Consider the following 18,079-nt stretch of genomic DNA (forward strand, 5'->3'; position numbering starts at 1 on the left):
TTAAAATAATATTTTAGTGGTGAATTTCGTAGTAAATACTGTTTCTATAAATTTTTCCTTTCAAAGGGTAGCTGGCGGCAGCCAGTGCAGGGGAAGCGTAGCGTCCTCTTTTTGATTTGGAACAGACCATGACTGCGGAAAATCACAGCCCTCTGGCGAGGAGCCTTCGGAGAACACAATGCACCAACCTCTGGGTGGTGTATAATTACGCTCTTAGTAAACTAAGGGATTTCAGGCTTCTCCCTTTACAGCTGTTTTTTCAATAGTTCCTGCGTGTCCTGCCTGTGAAAAATGAGTTTCAACAACAGCATGACATCATCATCATCTGTCAGGCGATCTGGTATGGATACAATAAATTGTGCTATTTATTGTATCCATACCAATTAAGCGAGAAAACCAGAATGGTTTTCGAGAGGAAAGTTGTAAAAAATAGCTACTGGTACTCAAATGGTACTGGGAGTAAAAAAAATAATTAAAATAATAGTTCCAAGTGGTTTACATTTGGACAAAAATTAGACCGTAGTTTCAAGCTACGGTCTTTTGAGTACATATTTTTATTTTAAAAATCTTGATTTTTTAGGATAAGATAACTTCCAATCTTCAAATTCCTCGTCTGTTATCTCATCGTTGTAATGCTTTTTTCTCATCTCATTCCATTCTATAAGAAAATTATTGAAGTCTACATCATTTGATAAAAGTCCATTAATTTCTCCTTCTCCTGTTAATGGTCTAAACTTCATGTCTTTTTCATAATCAAAAATTATATGCATTATTTCAAAAATAGAATTAGGTTCATGATTAATTAATGCTGATATATCACAATCAAGTGCTTTAGATATTTTTTGTAATTGTTCTTTACTTGGAGATCTATTTCCAAGTTCGTAATTTCTTATAGCAGCATCTGTCAAACCAGACTTAATGGCAAGTTCTTTTTGAGTTAAGTTTCGCATAAGTCTTAACTTTTTTAATTTTTCTCCAGAAATCAAACTAACTCCTCCTTATTTAACAATAACTATAAATATTTTATCACAAAACGAACAAAAGCTCAACAAAACTGTTCTGTTGCAAATATTTGCAAGTATCTGAATATTTTAGAAAAAAATAAATAGAAAAAACTTGACAGAACAAATATGAACTGTTATTATATATACATACCGTTCGATATTGAACGGAAATTGTAAGACATATAAATTAATGCTCGCCTTTTTTGAGGATGTAGAACCTTACAAACTATAAAAGGAGGACATTATGAAAGGTATTTTTATGAATGCAAGAGATGTACAAGAATTTCTTGATGTAAGTAGGACAACAGCATATCAGATAATAAACGATATGAATCAAGATCTACTTAAATTAGGCTATCGTGTGCAAAGAGGAAAGGTAAATAGAGAATACTTTATGGAAAAGTATTGCTATAAACCAACAAATACAAAGGAGGTTTAGAGTGCCAGCATTTAGAGATGAAAGTGGAAACAAGACTTGGTTTTGTAAATTTAATTATACCAACTGGAAAGGTGAAAAATTAACTAAGAAAAAACGCGGATTTTCAAGAAAAAAAGAAGCATTAAAATGGGAACAAGAATTTTTAAATCAACATTCTGAATCAATTGAGATGAGCTTTAGGGAGTTTTTTGAACTTTACAAGAGGGATAGAAAACCAAGAATAAGAGAAAATACTTGGAGGACAAAAGAAGCAATTGTAAATCAAAAAATACTTCCATATATTGGTGATTTAATGCTTAATGAGATTAATAATGTAACCATCATTCAATGGCAAAATGAGCTTATGAAGATTAAGGATAAGAATGGGAAGAACTACTCTCCTACTTATTTGAGAACTATTCATGCCCAGTTATCTAGTATCTTAAATCATGCTTGTAGGTACTACAATTTAAAAACTAATGTTGCTCGTGATGTCGGTTCTATGGGTGAAAAAGAAGCTGATGAAATGCTCTTTTGGACTCAAGACGAATACGAAAGATTTATAGAAGCTATAAAAGATAAACCTGAATCATTCTATGCTTTTGAACTTTTATATTGGTGTGGTCTTAGAATGGGAGAATTATTAGCCTTAACAAAAGAGAAATTTGATTTTGAAAGGCATACATTAAAAATTGATGAATCTTTACAAAGAATCGATGGGAAAAATGTAATAACTGCTCCTAAGACTAAAAAGAGTATAAGGACAGTAGTTATGCCTGAATTTTTAACTGAAGAGATTAAAGAATATATAGACAGTTTTTATAAGTTAAAAGCAAAAGACTTAATATTTAATTTCTCTAAGAGCTACCTACACCATGAAATGGATAGAGGATCTAAGAAATCTCAAGTAAAAAGAATTCGAATACACGATTTAAGGCATTCACATGTTTCGCTTCTAATTGAATTAGGATTTTCAGCAACGGCAATAGCTGATAGGGTTGGACATGAATCAATTGACATCACCTATAGGTATGCTCATCTCTTCCCTAGTAAGCAAAAAGAAATGGCTCTGTCTTTAACACAAGTGAGAAATAATAAGGCAAATGATTGGAAAGATTTATTAGAAGAGGATGATAAAGATGTTTAGAAGACATTCATTAGATGAAATTTCACAAAAAACTAGAAATAAAGAGAAAAATAGAAAAAGAAATCGCATTTTAAATTTTAGAGTATCTGAAGAAGAATATGACCTAATAAACAAAAAGATTGCAATAAGCGGACTTAAAAAACAAGATTATTTTCTACAAATGTTATTAAATCACGAGGTTAAGTTAGTAAGTGATTACAGACTTTCTGATAATATAGCCAAGGAGATATTTCAACTAGCAAAAGTTATTAAAAAGTTTGGAAAACTAAATGACGATGAAGTTGATATTTTAATTTATATTTTAGAAATATATGAAGAAATCAAAAAAGAAAAAAGCCCCTACTACAAAAAGTAAAGGCATACACTCCTGTGAGAAGTGTTCTCTAGACAAGTTCATTTTACCACAGGAGTCTTATTTATACCAGACAGGAGGATAAAATGGAAAACAAATATAAAACAAAAAAGAGATTAAATGGTTATAAAAAGAAAAGGAGTAAGCCTTATGACAGATTTTAAATTAAAATTCCCGGAAATAGATCAGACTTATGCCTTTTTAGATTTACAAACTACAGATAAGGGGATGGTTAGACAAATTACTGGGAATATTGTAACAGCGATTTTAAATCCCAAATATTGTCAAAACCAAAAAATCATTGATGGACAAATATTCTTTGATAAATTTACCAATGAAATAAAATTCCAGGGGAAAATTATTGGAGAAAGAAATATAAAGGAAAATCAAATACGACTTTGGGATGATTCTTTAAATAATAGACTAGGCTTAGAGATAGAAAAACATTTTGGAATTAATTATAACACCAACAAAATGTGGGAAGCTATTCGATTTGTAGCTCATCAATATGAAGTGAGTCCGCCAAAGCAATATCTTCAAAATTTAAAATGGAATGGAGATAAAAATGCCATTAGAAAACTTTTACCAAGGTATTTGGGAGCGGATGATACAGAACTTAACAATTGGATAATGGAACATATGATATTAGGTATGATAAAAAGAATTTTCAATCCAGGATCTAAGTTTGATGAGATGATTGTTTTAGTTGGGGGACAAGGTATAGGCAAATCGACTTTTGCAAGATACTTGTCCATAACAGATGATTGGTTTTGTACAATTGAAAACATTCAAGGTAAGGATGCCGTCATGAACCTTATGGGTAAAACTGTCGTTGAAATTGAAGAATTTGTTGCTTTAAGAAATGCAAAATCGGCTAATGAAGCTAAATCTTTTTTATCAAAATTAAGCGATAGGATAAGAATACCCTACGAAAAATATGCAACAGATGTGCCTAGGACATGTATATTCATAGGCACATTAAATGAAAGAACTTTTCTTAATGACCATACTGGAGAAAGAAGATATTTGCCTGTTGAATGTAACCCGAATCAAAGAATAAGGACTATATATCCAGATAAAAATCACAATGAAAAACTTTCAGACAAAGAATATATGTCACGCATAAGAGAAGATTTTAATCAGGCTCTAGCCTTGGGATATGAAATCTTTAAAAACAAGACTTATGCATGGACTATACCAAAAAATCTTTTAAAAGACTTGTATAAAGAACAAGAAAAGTTTAAATATCTAAACCCAGATGTGGAAGACATTAGGTATTTCTTAGAAGAATATAAGCCGAAAAGTGCAGATCCAAATATAACTTGTTTCAAAGAACTAACCATGCAAGGCTACCAAATAAAATCAAAATCTTTTTCAGAGATTATGGATAATTATTTCCAAGACTGGATTCCAATTAGGTCATCAAAGACCCAGAGAATTTCACCAAGTGGAGTCTCAATTCCAGTAAAACTATATTATGAAAAGAAAACAGAAAACAAAAATGACTTTATAGAAGTTGATAAGAATTTGTTGCCAGAAGAATGGCAAAAAGAAAATCAGTTAGAAATAGATACAGCAAAACAAGTGAAAGATACAAATGTAACTTTGTAACCTGTAACCAATCGTTATAAATCTTCTTAAATTAGGATTACATAAATTAATGGCTTGATAATAAGGGGCAAACACAGACTCTTAAAACAAGCTTGCCTAATTTTTGAAGTTTTTATTTTATAAGTTACAGTTACACTTATTAATTTCTATTTGGAAAATTATGGGGAATTAGATTAAAGACTTGTTATTAATAGCAAGCACAGTAAGTGAGTACCCACTTACGAAAAAATCAAAAAATCAATAGTTTTTAAGGCTATATAATTTTATGATTTTTTCCTTGTTAGGGAGAACCCTAAGACCCCAAAAGATAAGTGAAAAGGAGAAATATATGGATAATAGAAAAAGAAATAATCAACTAAAAATATATTTAACAGATGAAGAAAAAGAAATTTTTGAAAAGAAAATGAAACTTGCAAACTTCAAAACAATGTCCCACTTTCTTAGAAAATGTGTATTAGAAAAAGAAATTTATATTGTAGACCTAGAACCATTTAGAGATCTTCAATGGTTACTTTCAAATGTAACAAATAATATAAACCAGATTGCAAAAGCTACTAATATGACTGGTGTTATTTACAAAAATGACATACAGGCTATCAGGCAAGACGTAGACAAGTTATCCAAAGAAATCTGGGATATTCACAGCTTATTATTAAAAAGAATTCAAAAAATACAAGAATATCAGGAGTAAGAAAGAATGAAAATTTATATGAATGAACAAGGATTATTGGAAAAAGAAAGAGAATTATGTTTAGGTTTAGGAGGCATTGAGGATTTTATTAAGGAACTAGACGCCATGAGAGATACCTTCCAGGAAGTACAAGATCGTTACGAGAATTTTGAGAAAGTTTATCACTCAGATATGAAAAATATGTTAGAGGAACTATTCAAGTTTAATCAAAGTTTTGTTAGAAATAATGAAACTTTGATTGATAAAATCGAATAAATAAACCGAGGTGTCGTAGAAACACGGCACCTTTTTAAATGAGAAATTTGATTTTATCTGGTATAATAATCTTTAGTAAGTTGAAGATGAAAACGCTACGGAGAATCTCTATGAATTTTGAGAAAGAATGGATAAAACATTTTACAAAAGATGTCTCTAAAAAAGATTTAGATTTTAGAGTTAGAGATTCAGGTAATTTTATATGGCATGCTTTTTTGGATTTAATTGATAAGGGAAGTTACTTGGTCGGAAATGAAGCGAGAAAAACTTTTGACAAGGTAAATAAAGTAGGTCCAATTTATTTTTTCCCTTGGGATGAAAATAAAGTTTTTGAAAATAACATTGAAGAAATTACTGCAGACATGCTCGATAGATATGACGAGGTATATCTTGTCGCTTCCGATTGGTCATGGACAAATATAAAAACGCATGAAGAAGAATTAGGACCTTATTTTTGCTCTAATGCAGAGAATCATATTTAGGAGGCTTAGATGAGAAATATACAAAAATATGGCGGAACATGGAAATTTTTTGATAGTGAGAAAACTTTTCAAGGAGAACTGCATATTGATTCGGATAAAAATTTTATTGTTCTTGAATTAATTATTCCAGCCAGTGATAGTAATCCAATGCCTAGACCACCTTATAAAGGAAAGATTCCATATATATGTGGCACTTTATTTTCTGGAGCAAAAGTTTTGTTATATAAATGTGAAACGGGTAAAGAGCACACATATCTATTATCATATACACAACAAATTATTTACTCTGATTTTGCTTTCTGGGGGCTAGAAATAAAGTCTGAAGATGAGGTAATGTTTTCAAATGTTACCGTTGACTTTGGGGAGATAATAAATTGGTCTAGATTGTGCAAATATAACTGGGACTATTCCTCAAATTATGGTGTGAATTTGATTTGGGAACATGAAGATCCTGTTAATTTTAAATTTGGAGATGGTTTACTTATAAAATTTTATCCTGTACAGGGAAGTATGGAAAGCAATTCATATAGTAAGGAGATTATTGCACGTCAAAGTGTTCTTGTAGACTTTGTTTATAATCAACCTAAAGAGATTGATGAAATACTAGATGATATTTTATCTATTCAGTATCTTATAGGCCTTGGTATTGATAATGAGGTAGTTATTGAGAATATTAAATATCAACACCCAACAATATATTCAGAATTTGAAAACAAAGATGGATCTGTTACTAAACATTTTTTAAAAGCTGATTTGTTGTTTGGAAAGGGAGAGAAAAAATCTACTGCAAGTATTAGACCGTTCAAATTTATCTTTACTTTAAGAGATATAAATGATCAAAATATTTTTTTAAATTGGAATAATAGATATTCTAAACTTAAACCAGTCTTGGATCTTTACTTTACTGTTTTTTCTAATAAAATTACAGCACCAGAAGTCTTGTTTTTAAACTTGGTTCAAGCTTTAGAGACTTTTCATGCAAGATTTATCACTGATGATGTAAAAGATTACATTACTAGAGTTGAAAAAATTACTTATAATTTTTGTAGGGGTAATGAGAATCAGAATCAATGGCACGATTTTTTACTTGATGAGCATCAGCAAAATAGTAAAAAGATACATCTAAGAAGTCGCTTGGCTGATTTAATTTTTGCTGAAGGAATATTACCCTTCTGGCCTAGTTCTTACAATAAAGTAGAATATATCAGTAAGGTAGTAGATACGAGAAATTACTATACTCATTATAATATCGAAAAAGAAGAGAAGGCACTTTCAAGAGAAGAATTGCCTTTAGTAAATGCTGAACTAAGGATATTACTACAGTTCCATATTCTAAAGATTCTAGGTTTTTCTACTGACGAATTAAGGAAGAAAACAGTAGAAGAGATGAACAGGCTTAATGATATTAAATTTTTACAAGAAGGAACTCATGAGATAAAAGAGAGACTGTGAGTTAAAAAGCGTGAATAATAATATAGCAATGAAAGAGAAAAATATGGCATTTTATTACAGCAAACTTTGAAAGTTGCTTGACGAGAAGAAAATGTATAAAGAAGACTTAAGACTAGATACAGGGATGTCCTCAGCAACTCTTCATAAGTTAGGTAAGAATGAGATTGTTAGCATGGATGTTTTAGCAAGAATTTGTGAAAGTCTTAAATGTGATGAGGGAGATATTGTTAGCTATATAAATGAAGAGGGTGTGTCAGAATGATTAAATTCTGATACACTCTCTTTTTTATTTGATAGGTTGTACACTTAAAAGCGACATATAGTATAAAATAAATTTAAAAATCAACTAAAAATATATTTAACAGATGAAGAAAAAGAAATTTTTGAAAAGAAAATGAAACTTGCAAATTGCAAAACCATGTCCCACTTTCTTAGGAAATGTGTATTAGAAAAAGAAATTTATATTGTAGACCTAGAACCATTTAGAAATCTCCAATGGCTACTTTCTAATGCAACAAACAATATTAATCAGATTGTAAAAGCAACTAATGCAACTGGTGTTATTTACAAAAATGAAATTGAATCTATGAATAATCAGATAGAAAAATTATCAAAAGAAATATGGCAGATCCATTCCCTACTTCTTAATAAATCAAAAGAAAGTTCTGGTGATTAGTATGGCAATTATAAAAACACATCCAATAAAATCAACTTTAAATTTGGCAATAGATTACATTACCGAGGGTGAAAAAACTGATGAAAAAATTTTAGTATCTTCATTCAAATGTCATACATATATTGACCATATTCAGTTTATGAAAACACGAGAAGATAATGATATTAATGGTTCAGTTTTGTCTGGGATTCTAATACAATCTTTTATTTTAGGGTGGTTTTGTGCTATAGAAATGCTGTGAGTTTAATGCTCACAGCATTTCTCTTATATACTCTTAAAAGTATTATCTGAGTTTTCATTTATTGTTTTAAGACCACTTTTTATTGCAAGTAAGACACCTGCAATTATACAGACAAATACTATTAATATAGGAGTATAATTCATATTTATTAGCAGTTCTTTTATTCCAAAGCCTAATTCATAGTTACTCCTATAGGCTCTTAACACAATGCCTATAGAAAACATAAAGATATATACTAAGAAAATATTTTTAAATAATATTTTTACTTCAGAAAATACCATCTTTTCAATCTGTTTTTCTGTCATGCCAGTAGTTGATAGAAGTTTAAAGTCATTTGATCTCGCTCGTAGATTTCCCTTAAAGCTATTATAGGCATTGGAAAGAGCGATTGTTATTAGAATGATTTGAATAGCTAGGTTTAAAAGTCTTTCATTCCTTGTTTGCTCTTTACTTGTTGCTTCTCTTAAAATTTCTGTAGCTGTTCCATGGTCAGACTTTGGTACATAATTTGAAATTACTTTTTCGGCATCTTCAAATACTTTTTTCTTGTTTTTTTCAGCCTTTATTTTTACAAAATAATAGTAAACAGGATCTGATTTATCTATTCCATATTCATCAATAAATTTTTTCATGGTACTTTCACTTGTAAAGATAGATATTTGATTGTCATTATAAGCTTCTAAGTCATAAGGCATTTCATCAATACTTGCGTCAATTTTTATATTTATTGGTTTGCCCTGTGCATTATATTTTAAAGTTACTTTTCCTGTATCCTTATCAGAAATTTTTATATACTCACTAAAAGCATACGGAGTTTTATTATCTTTTCTTATCTTATTAAGTAATAAATAAGATGCATTAGGGATGTTATTTTCTTTTAAAATTTTTTCAAAATCTTCATCTGTTAAAGCATATAAACTTGCATATAGACTATCTTTTGCTATTTCCCCACTATCAAGAGAATTTTTTAAGTCTTTAGAAATAAGGTCTTTATTATCGTCAAGGTAAAACTTAGTGTCATTTCTTTGATATAGGTGAAGCTCTTTTATTCCGTCAACTTTTTCTAAATCAGCTAATAAGTTTTCATCTAAATTCTTATCAGTGTAAATACTTGAATTAAAATTGTAAGGACTTTTATAAGAGTTATATTTTTCGTTCAAAGTTCTATATGATTGGCTAACTAAGACTGTGGTCAGTACAAATGCAGAAAGAGCCATTGAAATTACAATAATTCGATAGGTTGAGCGATAAGACCTGTAATAATCTTTTGCTAAAGTCTTTTCTATAGGTCCATTTATTTTTGATTTTCCTAATTTTATATTTTTTTCTGTAATCCCATTTAAACCTTCTATTATCTTTAATTTTGCACTTTTCCTAGCAGGGATTGTCGCAGATAAATATACTGTCAAAAGCGATAATAAAATAATTATTAAAATAGAAGTAGGATCTAAATAAACTAGGTGAAAATCTGGTGCCTTAAAACTTTCTCCAATTATCTCAGACATATTCTTATAGGATACTGAGTTATTAAGCCACATTAAATACATTAATAAGTTTGCGAAAACCCAGGATAGAAGTGTACCTAAGGCTACTGGCAATGCAGATAGCTTAAAGGCTTTCTTTTTTATCATTTTTTTAACTTGTTTTGCAGTCATACCTGTGCTTTTTAATAGGGCAATTTCTTTTAAATCCCTATTGTTCCATACGTTAAATGCACCATAGATAATAAAAGCAAATAGAAGAACTAGAAAAAAATACGCACTATACTCTTCTACAGCAGATTTTATCACTGACTTAGGCGGAAATATTCCTTGAGGATAAATCAACTTATACTCTAAAATATCTGTATTATAAGATAGTCTTCCTATGTCTATTGAAGACTTCTCGTCTATATTCATAGTAGATAAAATTTCCCTAGTCTTTGTATAAGTATCTCTTGGATGCTTATACCAAATTAAGGCTTCTAAACCTCCATTGTTTTTTAATAAGTCTATCTTTTTATCACTATCAGCCAAAGTAAGAAACATAGACTTTTCAAAAGAATATCCATAATCATCATAGACTCCAACTATAATATAAGTTTTATCACTTGCAGTAATTTTAGAGCCTATATCATAATTTTTATTCTTTGTTAAAAATCTTTCTGGCACTAATAGTTCGCTTGAGTTATTAGGTTTTCTTCCTTTTTTAATTTCATAGCCAGTTAATAGGTTGCTATATTTTCCATTTTCATAAATATTTGCATTTAAATCTGTCTCTATGATTTTATTAAAAGAAATTTTTTCTATATCCGTATCATTTATTAATTTATCATATAGTTTTTCATCAACTTCAGTAATTGCTACATGGTAGTCTCCAATAGTTTTTCTTACGTAGTTATACTTGTCATATTTTAAGGATCCTACAATAAATACAACTGTACCTAGTAATATAACTGCTAAAAGTATGGAAATTTTAATAGCAAAACTGTCTTTCTTATTATCTTTTACAGCTCCATCAGCTAGATCATTAATAATTTTCATAAGTTTCATCTCCTAAGAAATTTAACCTACCATCTACCATTCTATAGACCTTATCACAAGAATTTGCTACTTTTTCATCATGAGTTATTATCATAATTGTAGAATTTAATCTCTTATTTACGAGTCTAAAAAGTCCTGTGATTTCTTCAGAATTTTTTCTATCGAGATTTCCTGTAGGCTCATCTGCTAAGATTATGGCAGGTCTTGTAATCAAACTTCTGGCAATGGCAACTCTTTGTTGCTCGCCACCTGATAATTGTTTTGGATACCTATCAAGCTTTCCTTCTATTCCTAGTATCGATAAAATTTCCTTTAAATATTCTTCATCTGCCTTTTTATTGTCTAACAAAAGAGGAAGTAAAATATTTTTTCGAACGTTGATGTTTGGAATCAAATTAAAAAATTGGTAGACAACGCCAATATTTCTTCTGCGAAAGATTGTCATTTCATCTTTGTTAAACTTGGTAATATTTTTATCTTGAATAAATATATCACCACTTGTTGGTGTATCTACTCCTGCAAGTAAATGAAGTAGTGTAGATTTGCCAGATCCACTGTCTCCAATGATGGCAACTAGGTCTCCTTTTTCTAGTTCAAAGTTTACATTTGAAAGGGCATTTACTTCTACTCCGCCCTTATATGTTTTTGTTAAATCAACTGTTTTTACTATATTCATATTGTATCCTCCTTAACTTGTCTATATAATATTAGGCTTAAGTGACTGGAAAGTGACTAGAAAAAAACTGTGTCTTATTTTTAGACACAGTCTTAAAATTTAATTATAAAATCTCAGTTCAAAGGCATTTGATTTCTTCCCCTTATGATATAAAAGCTCTCCATTTTGTCTTTCCATAACAGATTTTGCCATAGGAAGTCCAATACCATAGCCTTTTGAATTTGGATTCGCTTTATAAAAACGTCTAAAAACTTTTTCTAACATTTCTCGATCTAAGCCATCTGAGAAATCTTCTACTAATATGCTCTTATATAAGTTCGTTTCTTTTAAGTGAATTTCTATATGCCTATCTTCTGTTGCTTCTAGACCATTTTTCATAACATTAAATGCTGCTTCATAGGTCCATTTCTTATCACATATAAGATTAAAATCATCTCCATAAAAAGGAATTTCAATATTATCGTTGATAAAATAATCTTTTAGCTTTTGTGCGATGTCTTCAATTAATTCTTGAGCAGATATCCTGTCTTTTGTCATTTCTATTGTGCCAGAATCAAGGGCGGCAAGTTTTAATAAAATATCAGATAAGTTGTGTAGTCTAATCAAATTATCTCTAAGTCTTTCTATATATTCTTCGGAAAAGTTGTCATCTTCGTCCTCTAATAAGTCTAACAATAATAGTGATCCAGTCAACGGAGTTTTTATTTGATGGGCAATGTCTTCAGTATATTTTTTTAAAGTTTCCTTATTGTTCTCTGCATTTTCAGCTATTTTCTTGTTTTCTATAATAATTTTAATAATCTCATCTCTGAGTTTGCCAAATTCATCGTCTATAATTTCGTAATTATCAGAGTTTATATCAAGTGAATGGAGGAGGCTAAATATATTATTAATCTTATCCTCTAGATCTATTTCTTTTTTCTTTTCAAATTTTCTAATAATTAGAAACAGAATTATATTTATAAGTAAAAAACCTATAAGTGTTAGAATATCAAATCTTGGATTGAGATAAACTACAAACAAAGACATTAATATATTTAAAATTAAGGCAAATAAAATATTTTTGCTTTTATTCATTGTCCCACCTATATCCTATCCCTCTAAGAGTTTTTATATGACTGCCATAATCTCCAAGTTTAGATCTGAGTCTTTTTATGGTGACAGTTAGGGTATTGTCATTTACTTCATAAAAATCATAACCCCAAACATAATCTAAAATTCGCTCTCTTAGTAGATTTATATTTTGGTTTTCTAAAAGCATTTCCAATATAGCAAACTCTTTTAAGTTAAGGTCTAAATCTTTTCCATCTATTGAAGCTTGTTTTGATATAAGATCTAAAGATAAATTTTCAAAAGTCAGCTCATTCACTTTTTTAATTTTTCTACTAAAAACATTGTCTATTCTCGCCTTTAGGACAGGAAGAGAAAAAGGTTTTGTAATATAATCATCTGCTCCTTGAGAAAGACCTTTTATTACATACTCATCTTCGTCTTTTACAGTAAGCATTATTATAGGAAGGTCAGAAAATCCCCTCAGCCACTTTAAAAAATTAAAGCCTGATCCATCTGGAAGATTGGCATCAAGTAGAATTAAATTAAAATCATTGAAATTAAGATTCTCTGTCTGAGAAAGATTGTTATAAATAATAGTTTCAATATTATGTTTGTTTAGGTAAGTTTTAACAGCAAAAGCAATTGTGCTGTCATCTTCAATTATTAGTATTTTCAATTCTATACTCCAATATATCTGATATATCACATTTAAAATATCTACATATCCTACCAAGTATTTCCATACTCACATTCTCATCTCGTCCCATTTTAGCTATGGTATGAGGAGTTGTGTTTATGGCTTTTTGTAGATCTAGTTTATTCATCTTTTCATCAATTAATTTTTTCCATAATTTATCATAGGAAAATCCCATAATTCACCTCAATCTAATCTTCTATTTTGTGCAGTATTTCTATAGTATTATACCATGTTTATAAGTGATTTAATCTAAGTACATTAAATAAGTCGATTCTTATAATATATTATATTCTCCGGTACTGGGACTGGGACGGGACTAAAAATTTGAAAACGTCCTATAATTAAGTGGATTTAGTAATACTAGAAAAAATAAAATCTAGTATTTTGAATGGTTTGGGATATATTGGACGTTTGGAAAAGAAGAATGGGAGTAGTCGCAAAAAAATTAAAAACTTTGTAAAATCAACGGTTGCAGAAGATAAAAAACTGTAACTGGGATTAAAATGGGAACATTTATAAAAAAGAATAAATTGAATAATAGTTCCAAGTGGTTTACATTTGGACAAAAAATTAGACCGTAGTTTCAAGCTGCGGTCTTTTTGCCTACATATTACGAGGATTAATTTATTTTGACATCTCCAATGGTTACTTTCAAATGCTACGAATAATATAAACCAGATCGCAAAAGCAACTAATACAAAATGTACAAGGAAGCTTGCGAAAAAATTTTATCAGATGCTTATAGAAATTCTCTAAAGCTTTCAAAGGAAAAGGGAATAAAATCTATAGCCTTTCCTTTAATTTCTGCAGGTATTTATGGATTTCCAGAAAAAGATGCGTTTTTTGTAGCAAAAAGAACAATCGATGAATTTTTAAAAGATAATGAAATGGAAGTTTATCTTTCTACTTTTGGAAAAGATATCCTGTCTTTAATTATGTGATAGGAAAAAGGGAGATAAAAAATTGAAAAAATAATTTTTTTCTGGTATAATATTATTTTAGAAAATTTACAAATAATTACCCGAGGAGGTAAAATATGAAAATCTTTGAATCAATAAAAAATAGATGGAAAAAATTCTTGAAAAATCTAGCAGATGAAAATAAAAAATCTTTTGGAAATGAAAGATTAGATTGTTGTTCAATGAACAAAAGAGAATATAAATAAAGAAAAAAATGAACATGGCGGAGACTGTGTAAAATTTTGTGTATAGAAACCTCCTGATTAGGGTAAGTGAAAACTAATCAGGAGGAATTTTTATGCCAAAAAAAAGACCAGAAACAAAAAGAAGCAAAAATGTTAATTGAAGAATATCAGCCTCAAAGCGCACAAGATATTCAAGAAGCTCTAAAAGACCTTCTAGGTGATACAATGGAAGAACTTTTAAAAGCAGAATTAGATGAGCATTTAGACTATGAATATGGAGAAAAACCACTATCATTAAATACAAGAAATGGTACTAGTAAAAAAAACAGTTAGATCATCATATGGACATATAGAATACGAGGCTGGGATCAAATCTTATCCCAATTATCAATATTTTTTGAAGGAAGGTTTTAATTAAGATAAAAATTTAGTATGAAATCGGCTGCAAATTTTCATGAAAATTTGACAGTTTATTAAAGTTGTGTACAATTAAAAAAACTCCATTCCTATAGGACTGGACAAATATTGATACATAAAAAATGTATCAACCCTTACCCTTATATCAGGATTTAGGTTGATACACAAAATTATTTACAGACCCGCAAAAACGGCTATGAGCATTAAACTCATAGCCTTTCTACTTGCCACCTAAAGACTCTCTAAATCAGTTTTCTAAAATCCCTAATTCAATGAGCCTTTATGCAAGAGTATTCTTTAAATAAAGAACAATTTTCTGACCTTGTTCAGTATAGGAAAAACTATGAAAATTATTATGGGATAGAAGTGGAGAGATAAAAAGCTATAAGCGTTGCTTACATTTATTAAAAAAACTTGACATAATTCGTTTACAATGGTAAACTTATTTTGAGCATATTTGTTTACATCTGTAAACTACGAGGTGGAAAGGAGAATGAGCACAATAGAACTTAATACTTATATCACAGATGCAGAATGGGAAGTCATGCGTGTAGTTTGGGCAAATGATCGAGTAACTAGTAAAAAAGTCATTACCGTATTGCAAGAAAAAATGGACTGGACACAATCCACTATCAAAACGATCTTAGGTCGATTAGTTGAAAAAGGCGTACTAAATACAGAGCAAGAAGGTAGAAAGTTTATTTACACTGCCAATATTGAAGAGACAGAAGCCGTAATGGATTATGCAGAAGATATTTTTAACCGTATTTGCAATAAGAAAGTCGGAAATGTAATAGGAAGCATCATTGAAGATCATGTTTTAAGCTTCGATGATATAGATCGACTAGAAAAAATATTAGAGATGAAAAAATCTTTCGCAGTAGAAGAAGTGGATTGCAATTGTCCAGAAGGACAATGCAAATGTCATTTACATCATCATTAAGAATAAGGAGGAATTTAAAATGAACAATAACAACAAACATTCATCCCACAGTCACCATAATCATGGCGACATGGATCATTCAAAACATGAGCACGTAAGCACGGAAGAACATGAAGACCATAAGGATCAACATCAAGAACATCATGCTGGGCATGATCACAGCGGGCACAATGGGCATGATCACAGCGGACACAGTGGGCATGACCACCATCATCACGGTAACTTTAAGGAACTTTTCTTAAAATCATTGCCAATAGGAATCATTATTATGCTCTTATCCCCTATGGCTGGGTTTGACCTACCATTCCAGTTTACTTTTCCATATTCTGATATTGTAGTAGCTATTTTATCTACTATATTAATTATTTATGGTGGACGTCCATTCTATCAAGGGGCAGTTGACGAATTTAAACAAAAAGAACCTGGAATGATGGCTCTCGTTTCTTTAGGTTTAAGTGTTTCATATTTATATAGTATTTATACTGTAATAGCAAGCTACGTAACAGGTGAACAAATTATGGATTTTTTCTTTGAATTTGCTTCATTACTATTAATCATGTTATTAGGTCACTGGATTGAGATGAAAGCTATTGGAGAAGCAGGAGATGCACAAGAAGAACTGGCTAAGCTAGTACCAAAAGATGCTCATGTAGTATTAGATGACGATTCAATAGAAACACGACCAGTTGCTGACTTAAAGGTAGGTGATTTAATTCGTGTTCAAGCAGGAGAAAATGTGCCAGCAGACGGGATTATCGAGCGTGGCGAATCACGTGTAAATGAAGCTCTTTTGACTGGAGAATCAAAAGCAGTTAAAAAAGGTCCTGGCGATGAAGTAATCGGAGGCTCAACAAATGGAGAAGGGGTTCTTTATATTAAAGTGAATGAGACAGGTGATCAATCCTTCATCTCTCAAGTTCAGAATTTAATCAGCCAAGCTCAAAGTCAGCCTTCCAGAGCAGAAAATATTGCTCAAAAGGTTGCAGGATGGCTCTTCTATATTGCGGTCATTGTCGCACTAATAGCTTTTGTAGTATGGACGCTTATAGCGGACATCCCAGCGGCAGTAAAATTTGCTATCACAACATTAGTTATAGCTTGTCCTCACGCTTTGGGTCTAGCTATTCCATTGGTCACCGCTCGTAGCACAAGCTTAGGGGCAAGTCGTGGCTTACTAGTAAAAGACCGAGAATCTTTAGAAATAGCTCAAGATGCAGATGTGATGATTTTAGATAAAACGGGTACTTTAACAACTGGTGAGTTTAAAGTATTAGATGTAAAACTTCTTAATGACAAATATACAAAAGAGGAAATCATTGCCTTACTGGCAGGTATTGAAGGAGGATCTAGCCACCCAATTGCTCAATCAATTATAAGCTTCGCCAACCAAGAAGGTATAAGTCCAGTATCCTTTGATTCCATTGATGTAATTTCCGGTGCTGGCGTAGAAGGTAAAGCCAATGGGCACCAATACCAATTAATCAGTCAAAAAGCATACGGACGTAATCTAGATATGGATATTCCAAAAGGAGCAACTCTCAGTATCTTAGTAGAAAACGATGATGCCATTGGTGCTGTAGCTTTGGGGGATGAATTAAAAGCAACCAGTAAAGAGTTAATAGAAGCTCTTAAAAATAACAATATAGAGCCAATTATGGCAACAGGTGATAATGAAAAAGCGGCTCAAGGAGCGGCGGAAGATTTAGGGATTGAATATAGATCAAATCAATCTCCACAAGACAAATATGAGTTAGTAAAAACACTTAAAGAAGAAGGGAAAAAAGTTATCATGGTAGGTGACGGTGTCAATGATGCTCCTTCTCTTGCCTTGGCAGATGTTGGAATAGCGATTGGTGCAGGAACTCAAGTGGCATTGGATTCAGCTGATGTCATCTTGACTCAATCTGATCCAGGAGATATTGAATCATTCATTGAATTAGCACACAAAACAACTCGTAAAATGAAACAAAATCTCTTTTGGGGAGCTGGTTATAACTTTATAGCTATTCCTCTAGCTGCAGGAATTTTGGCTCCTATTGGTATCACATTAAGCCCTGCATTAGGAGCAATCCTAATGTCTGTGTCAACAGTCATAGTCGCCATTAATGCTATTTTATTAAGATTAGATCCGAAAAAATGACAATTAACATATAGAATAATTGAAACTCCTTAAAGTATCAAGATACAATAGTTTTACAGGAGAAAAAGAGATGTAAGTACTGGCTCTTTGTAAAATCGTGTTGGTAGAAGTAGACGATTTTTCTACCAACACGATTTTTAATTTATTATAGAACTGAT

The 18,079-nt window shown here is 30.8% G+C and carries 21 protein-coding genes and 3 pseudogenes; 18 read left to right on the forward strand and 6 right to left on the reverse strand.

Annotated features, from left to right (window positions below; all coding sequences use genetic code 11):
• Positions 1–554: 554 nt before the first annotated feature.
• A complete protein-coding gene (locus tag F594_RS0101145; RefSeq protein WP_019034262.1) occupies positions 555–986 on the reverse strand; it encodes a helix-turn-helix domain-containing protein in 432 nt (143 codons plus the stop codon).
• A 262-nt stretch (positions 987–1,248) separates the two neighbouring features.
• Between F594_RS0101145 and F594_RS0101150 the strand changes: the two genes are divergently transcribed.
• The 11 genes and pseudogenes from F594_RS0101150 to F594_RS0101200 form a co-directional block, all read left to right on the forward strand.
• Positions 1,249–1,443 carry a hypothetical protein gene (locus F594_RS0101150; RefSeq protein ID WP_019034263.1) on the forward strand — a complete coding sequence of 65 codons (195 nt, stop codon included), beginning with the start codon at positions 1,249–1,251 and terminating at the stop codon, positions 1,441–1,443.
• Position 1,444: 1 nt separating this feature from the next.
• A complete protein-coding gene (locus F594_RS0101155; RefSeq protein WP_019034264.1) occupies positions 1,445–2,569 on the forward strand; it encodes a site-specific integrase in 1,125 nt (374 codons plus the stop codon).
• A complete protein-coding gene (locus F594_RS0101160) occupies positions 2,562–2,924 on the forward strand; it encodes a plasmid mobilization protein (RefSeq protein WP_019034265.1) in 363 nt (120 codons plus the stop codon). Before F594_RS0101155 ends, F594_RS0101160 begins: the two co-directional genes overlap by 8 nt.
• Before the next feature lie 117 nt (positions 2,925–3,041).
• Entirely contained in the window at positions 3,042–4,532 is a 1,491-nt protein-coding gene (locus F594_RS0101165) for a VapE domain-containing protein (protein ID WP_019034266.1), read from the forward strand.
• A gap of 328 nt (positions 4,533–4,860) precedes the next feature.
• A complete protein-coding gene (locus F594_RS0101170) occupies positions 4,861–5,223 on the forward strand; it encodes a plasmid mobilization protein (RefSeq protein ID WP_019034267.1) in 363 nt (120 codons plus the stop codon).
• An 18-nt stretch (positions 5,224–5,241) separates the two neighbouring features.
• Positions 5,242–5,478: a hypothetical protein gene (locus F594_RS0101175; protein ID WP_248612679.1), complete on the forward strand. Its 237-nt coding sequence runs from the start codon at positions 5,242–5,244 to the stop codon at positions 5,476–5,478.
• A gap of 86 nt (positions 5,479–5,564) precedes the next feature.
• Positions 5,565–5,960, forward strand: coding sequence for a DUF4275 family protein (locus tag F594_RS0101180; RefSeq protein ID WP_081620937.1), 396 nt, complete (start codon positions 5,565–5,567; stop codon positions 5,958–5,960).
• Positions 5,961–5,969: 9 nt separating this feature from the next.
• Positions 5,970–7,412, forward strand: a complete 1,443-nt coding sequence (locus tag F594_RS0101185; protein WP_019034270.1) for an ApeA N-terminal domain 1-containing protein — start codon at positions 5,970–5,972, stop codon at positions 7,410–7,412.
• A gap of 73 nt (positions 7,413–7,485) precedes the next feature.
• Entirely contained in the window at positions 7,486–7,674 is a 189-nt protein-coding gene (locus F594_RS09440; RefSeq protein WP_257877040.1) for a helix-turn-helix domain-containing protein, read from the forward strand.
• Between the two features lie 75 nt (positions 7,675–7,749).
• Positions 7,750–8,088 (forward strand): annotated as a pseudogene (locus tag F594_RS0101195) (plasmid mobilization protein); the annotation flags it as partial.
• 1 nt (position 8,089) lies between these two features.
• Positions 8,090–8,302: pseudogene (locus tag F594_RS0101200) on the forward strand (hypothetical protein); the annotation flags it as partial.
• A gap of 50 nt (positions 8,303–8,352) precedes the next feature.
• On the opposite strand, the gene F594_RS0101205 reads toward F594_RS0101200, so the two are convergent.
• The 5 genes from F594_RS0101205 to F594_RS0101225 all read right to left on the reverse strand — a co-directional run bounded on the left by F594_RS0101205 (position 8,353) and on the right by F594_RS0101225 (position 13,452).
• Positions 8,353–10,851, reverse strand: a complete 2,499-nt coding sequence (locus tag F594_RS0101205) for an ABC transporter permease (protein WP_019034272.1) — start codon at positions 10,849–10,851, stop codon at positions 8,353–8,355.
• The gene (locus F594_RS0101210) at positions 10,838–11,527 is read right to left on the reverse strand and encodes an ABC transporter ATP-binding protein (protein WP_017644351.1); all 690 of its coding nucleotides are present in this window, start codon (positions 11,525–11,527) and stop codon (positions 10,838–10,840) included. The genes F594_RS0101205 and F594_RS0101210 overlap by 14 nt, the downstream gene beginning before the upstream one ends.
• A 99-nt stretch (positions 11,528–11,626) precedes the next feature.
• Positions 11,627–12,604, reverse strand: a complete 978-nt coding sequence (locus F594_RS0101215) for a sensor histidine kinase (RefSeq protein WP_019034273.1) — start codon at positions 12,602–12,604, stop codon at positions 11,627–11,629.
• Positions 12,597–13,256: a response regulator transcription factor gene (locus tag F594_RS0101220; RefSeq protein ID WP_019034274.1), complete on the reverse strand. Its 660-nt coding sequence runs from the start codon at positions 13,254–13,256 to the stop codon at positions 12,597–12,599. Before F594_RS0101220 ends, F594_RS0101215 begins: the two co-directional genes overlap by 8 nt.
• Positions 13,237–13,452 (reverse strand): helix-turn-helix domain-containing protein, encoded by a 216-nt coding sequence (locus F594_RS0101225; protein WP_019034275.1) that lies wholly within the window; start codon positions 13,450–13,452, stop codon positions 13,237–13,239. The genes F594_RS0101220 and F594_RS0101225 overlap by 20 nt, the downstream gene beginning before the upstream one ends.
• Before the next feature lie 170 nt (positions 13,453–13,622).
• On the opposite strand from F594_RS0101225, the gene F594_RS09705 reads away from it, so the two are divergent.
• The 7 genes and pseudogenes from F594_RS09705 to F594_RS0101250 all read left to right on the forward strand — a co-directional run bounded on the left by F594_RS09705 (position 13,623) and on the right by F594_RS0101250 (position 17,921).
• Positions 13,623–13,769 carry a hypothetical protein gene (locus F594_RS09705; RefSeq protein ID WP_169501862.1) on the forward strand — a complete coding sequence of 49 codons (147 nt, stop codon included), beginning with the start codon at positions 13,623–13,625 and terminating at the stop codon, positions 13,767–13,769.
• Positions 13,770–13,978: 209 nt separating this feature from the next.
• Positions 13,979–14,218, forward strand: a complete 240-nt coding sequence (locus F594_RS09140; protein WP_019034276.1) for a macro domain-containing protein — start codon at positions 13,979–13,981, stop codon at positions 14,216–14,218.
• Between the two features lie 95 nt (positions 14,219–14,313).
• On the forward strand, positions 14,314–14,442 hold the full coding sequence (locus tag F594_RS09925) for an LDCC motif putative metal-binding protein (protein ID WP_019034277.1): 129 nt from the start codon (positions 14,314–14,316) through the stop codon (positions 14,440–14,442).
• Positions 14,443–14,508: 66 nt separating this feature from the next.
• Positions 14,509–14,754, forward strand: a complete 246-nt coding sequence (locus F594_RS09145; RefSeq protein WP_233428275.1) for a transposase — start codon at positions 14,509–14,511, stop codon at positions 14,752–14,754.
• 366 nt (positions 14,755–15,120) lie between these two features.
• A pseudogene (locus F594_RS09790) lies at positions 15,121–15,216 on the forward strand (relaxase); the annotation flags it as partial.
• 115 nt (positions 15,217–15,331) lie between these two features.
• Positions 15,332–15,781: a CopY/TcrY family copper transport repressor gene (locus F594_RS0101245; protein WP_008901865.1), complete on the forward strand. Its 450-nt coding sequence runs from the start codon at positions 15,332–15,334 to the stop codon at positions 15,779–15,781.
• Positions 15,782–15,800: 19 nt separating this feature from the next.
• On the forward strand, positions 15,801–17,921 hold the full coding sequence (locus tag F594_RS0101250) for a heavy metal translocating P-type ATPase (protein ID WP_019034278.1): 2,121 nt from the start codon (positions 15,801–15,803) through the stop codon (positions 17,919–17,921).
• The last annotated feature ends 158 nt before the right edge of the window (positions 17,922–18,079 follow it).

The organism is Peptoniphilus lacrimalis DSM 7455 (genome assembly GCF_000378725.1).
GTDB lineage: Bacteria > Bacillota > Clostridia > Tissierellales > Peptoniphilaceae > Peptoniphilus_A > Peptoniphilus_A lacrimalis.

What these genes read in the sequence shown, in the direction of transcription:
- F594_RS0101150 (WP_019034263.1), top strand. Translation starts at nt 1,249, where the DNA reads ATGAAAGGTATTTTTATGAATGCAAGAGATGTACAAGAATTTCTTGAT.
- F594_RS0101205 (WP_019034272.1), bottom strand. Translation starts at nt 10,851, where the DNA reads ATGAAAATTATTAATGATCTAGCTGATGGAGCTGTAAAAGATAATAAG.
- F594_RS09140 (WP_019034276.1), top strand. Translation starts at nt 13,979, where the DNA reads ATGTACAAGGAAGCTTGCGAAAAAATTTTATCAGATGCTTATAGAAAT.
- F594_RS0101210 (WP_017644351.1), bottom strand. Translation starts at nt 11,527, where the DNA reads ATGAATATAGTAAAAACAGTTGATTTAACAAAAACATATAAGGGCGGA.
- F594_RS0101215 (WP_019034273.1), bottom strand. Translation starts at nt 12,604, where the DNA reads ATGAATAAAAGCAAAAATATTTTATTTGCCTTAATTTTAAATATATTA.
- F594_RS0101175 (WP_248612679.1), top strand. Translation starts at nt 5,242, where the DNA reads ATGAATGAACAAGGATTATTGGAAAAAGAAAGAGAATTATGTTTAGGT.
- F594_RS0101170 (WP_019034267.1), top strand. Translation starts at nt 4,861, where the DNA reads ATGGATAATAGAAAAAGAAATAATCAACTAAAAATATATTTAACAGAT.
- F594_RS0101160 (WP_019034265.1), top strand. Translation starts at nt 2,562, where the DNA reads ATGTTTAGAAGACATTCATTAGATGAAATTTCACAAAAAACTAGAAAT.
- F594_RS0101180 (WP_081620937.1), top strand. Translation starts at nt 5,565, where the DNA reads ATGAAAACGCTACGGAGAATCTCTATGAATTTTGAGAAAGAATGGATA.
- F594_RS0101185 (WP_019034270.1), top strand. Translation starts at nt 5,970, where the DNA reads ATGAGAAATATACAAAAATATGGCGGAACATGGAAATTTTTTGATAGT.
- F594_RS0101245 (WP_008901865.1), top strand. Translation starts at nt 15,332, where the DNA reads ATGAGCACAATAGAACTTAATACTTATATCACAGATGCAGAATGGGAA.
- F594_RS0101165 (WP_019034266.1), top strand. Translation starts at nt 3,042, where the DNA reads ATGGTTATAAAAAGAAAAGGAGTAAGCCTTATGACAGATTTTAAATTA.
- F594_RS09925 (WP_019034277.1), top strand. Translation starts at nt 14,314, where the DNA reads ATGAAAATCTTTGAATCAATAAAAAATAGATGGAAAAAATTCTTGAAA.
- F594_RS0101225 (WP_019034275.1), bottom strand. Translation starts at nt 13,452, where the DNA reads ATGGGATTTTCCTATGATAAATTATGGAAAAAATTAATTGATGAAAAG.
- F594_RS0101250 (WP_019034278.1), top strand. Translation starts at nt 15,801, where the DNA reads ATGAACAATAACAACAAACATTCATCCCACAGTCACCATAATCATGGC.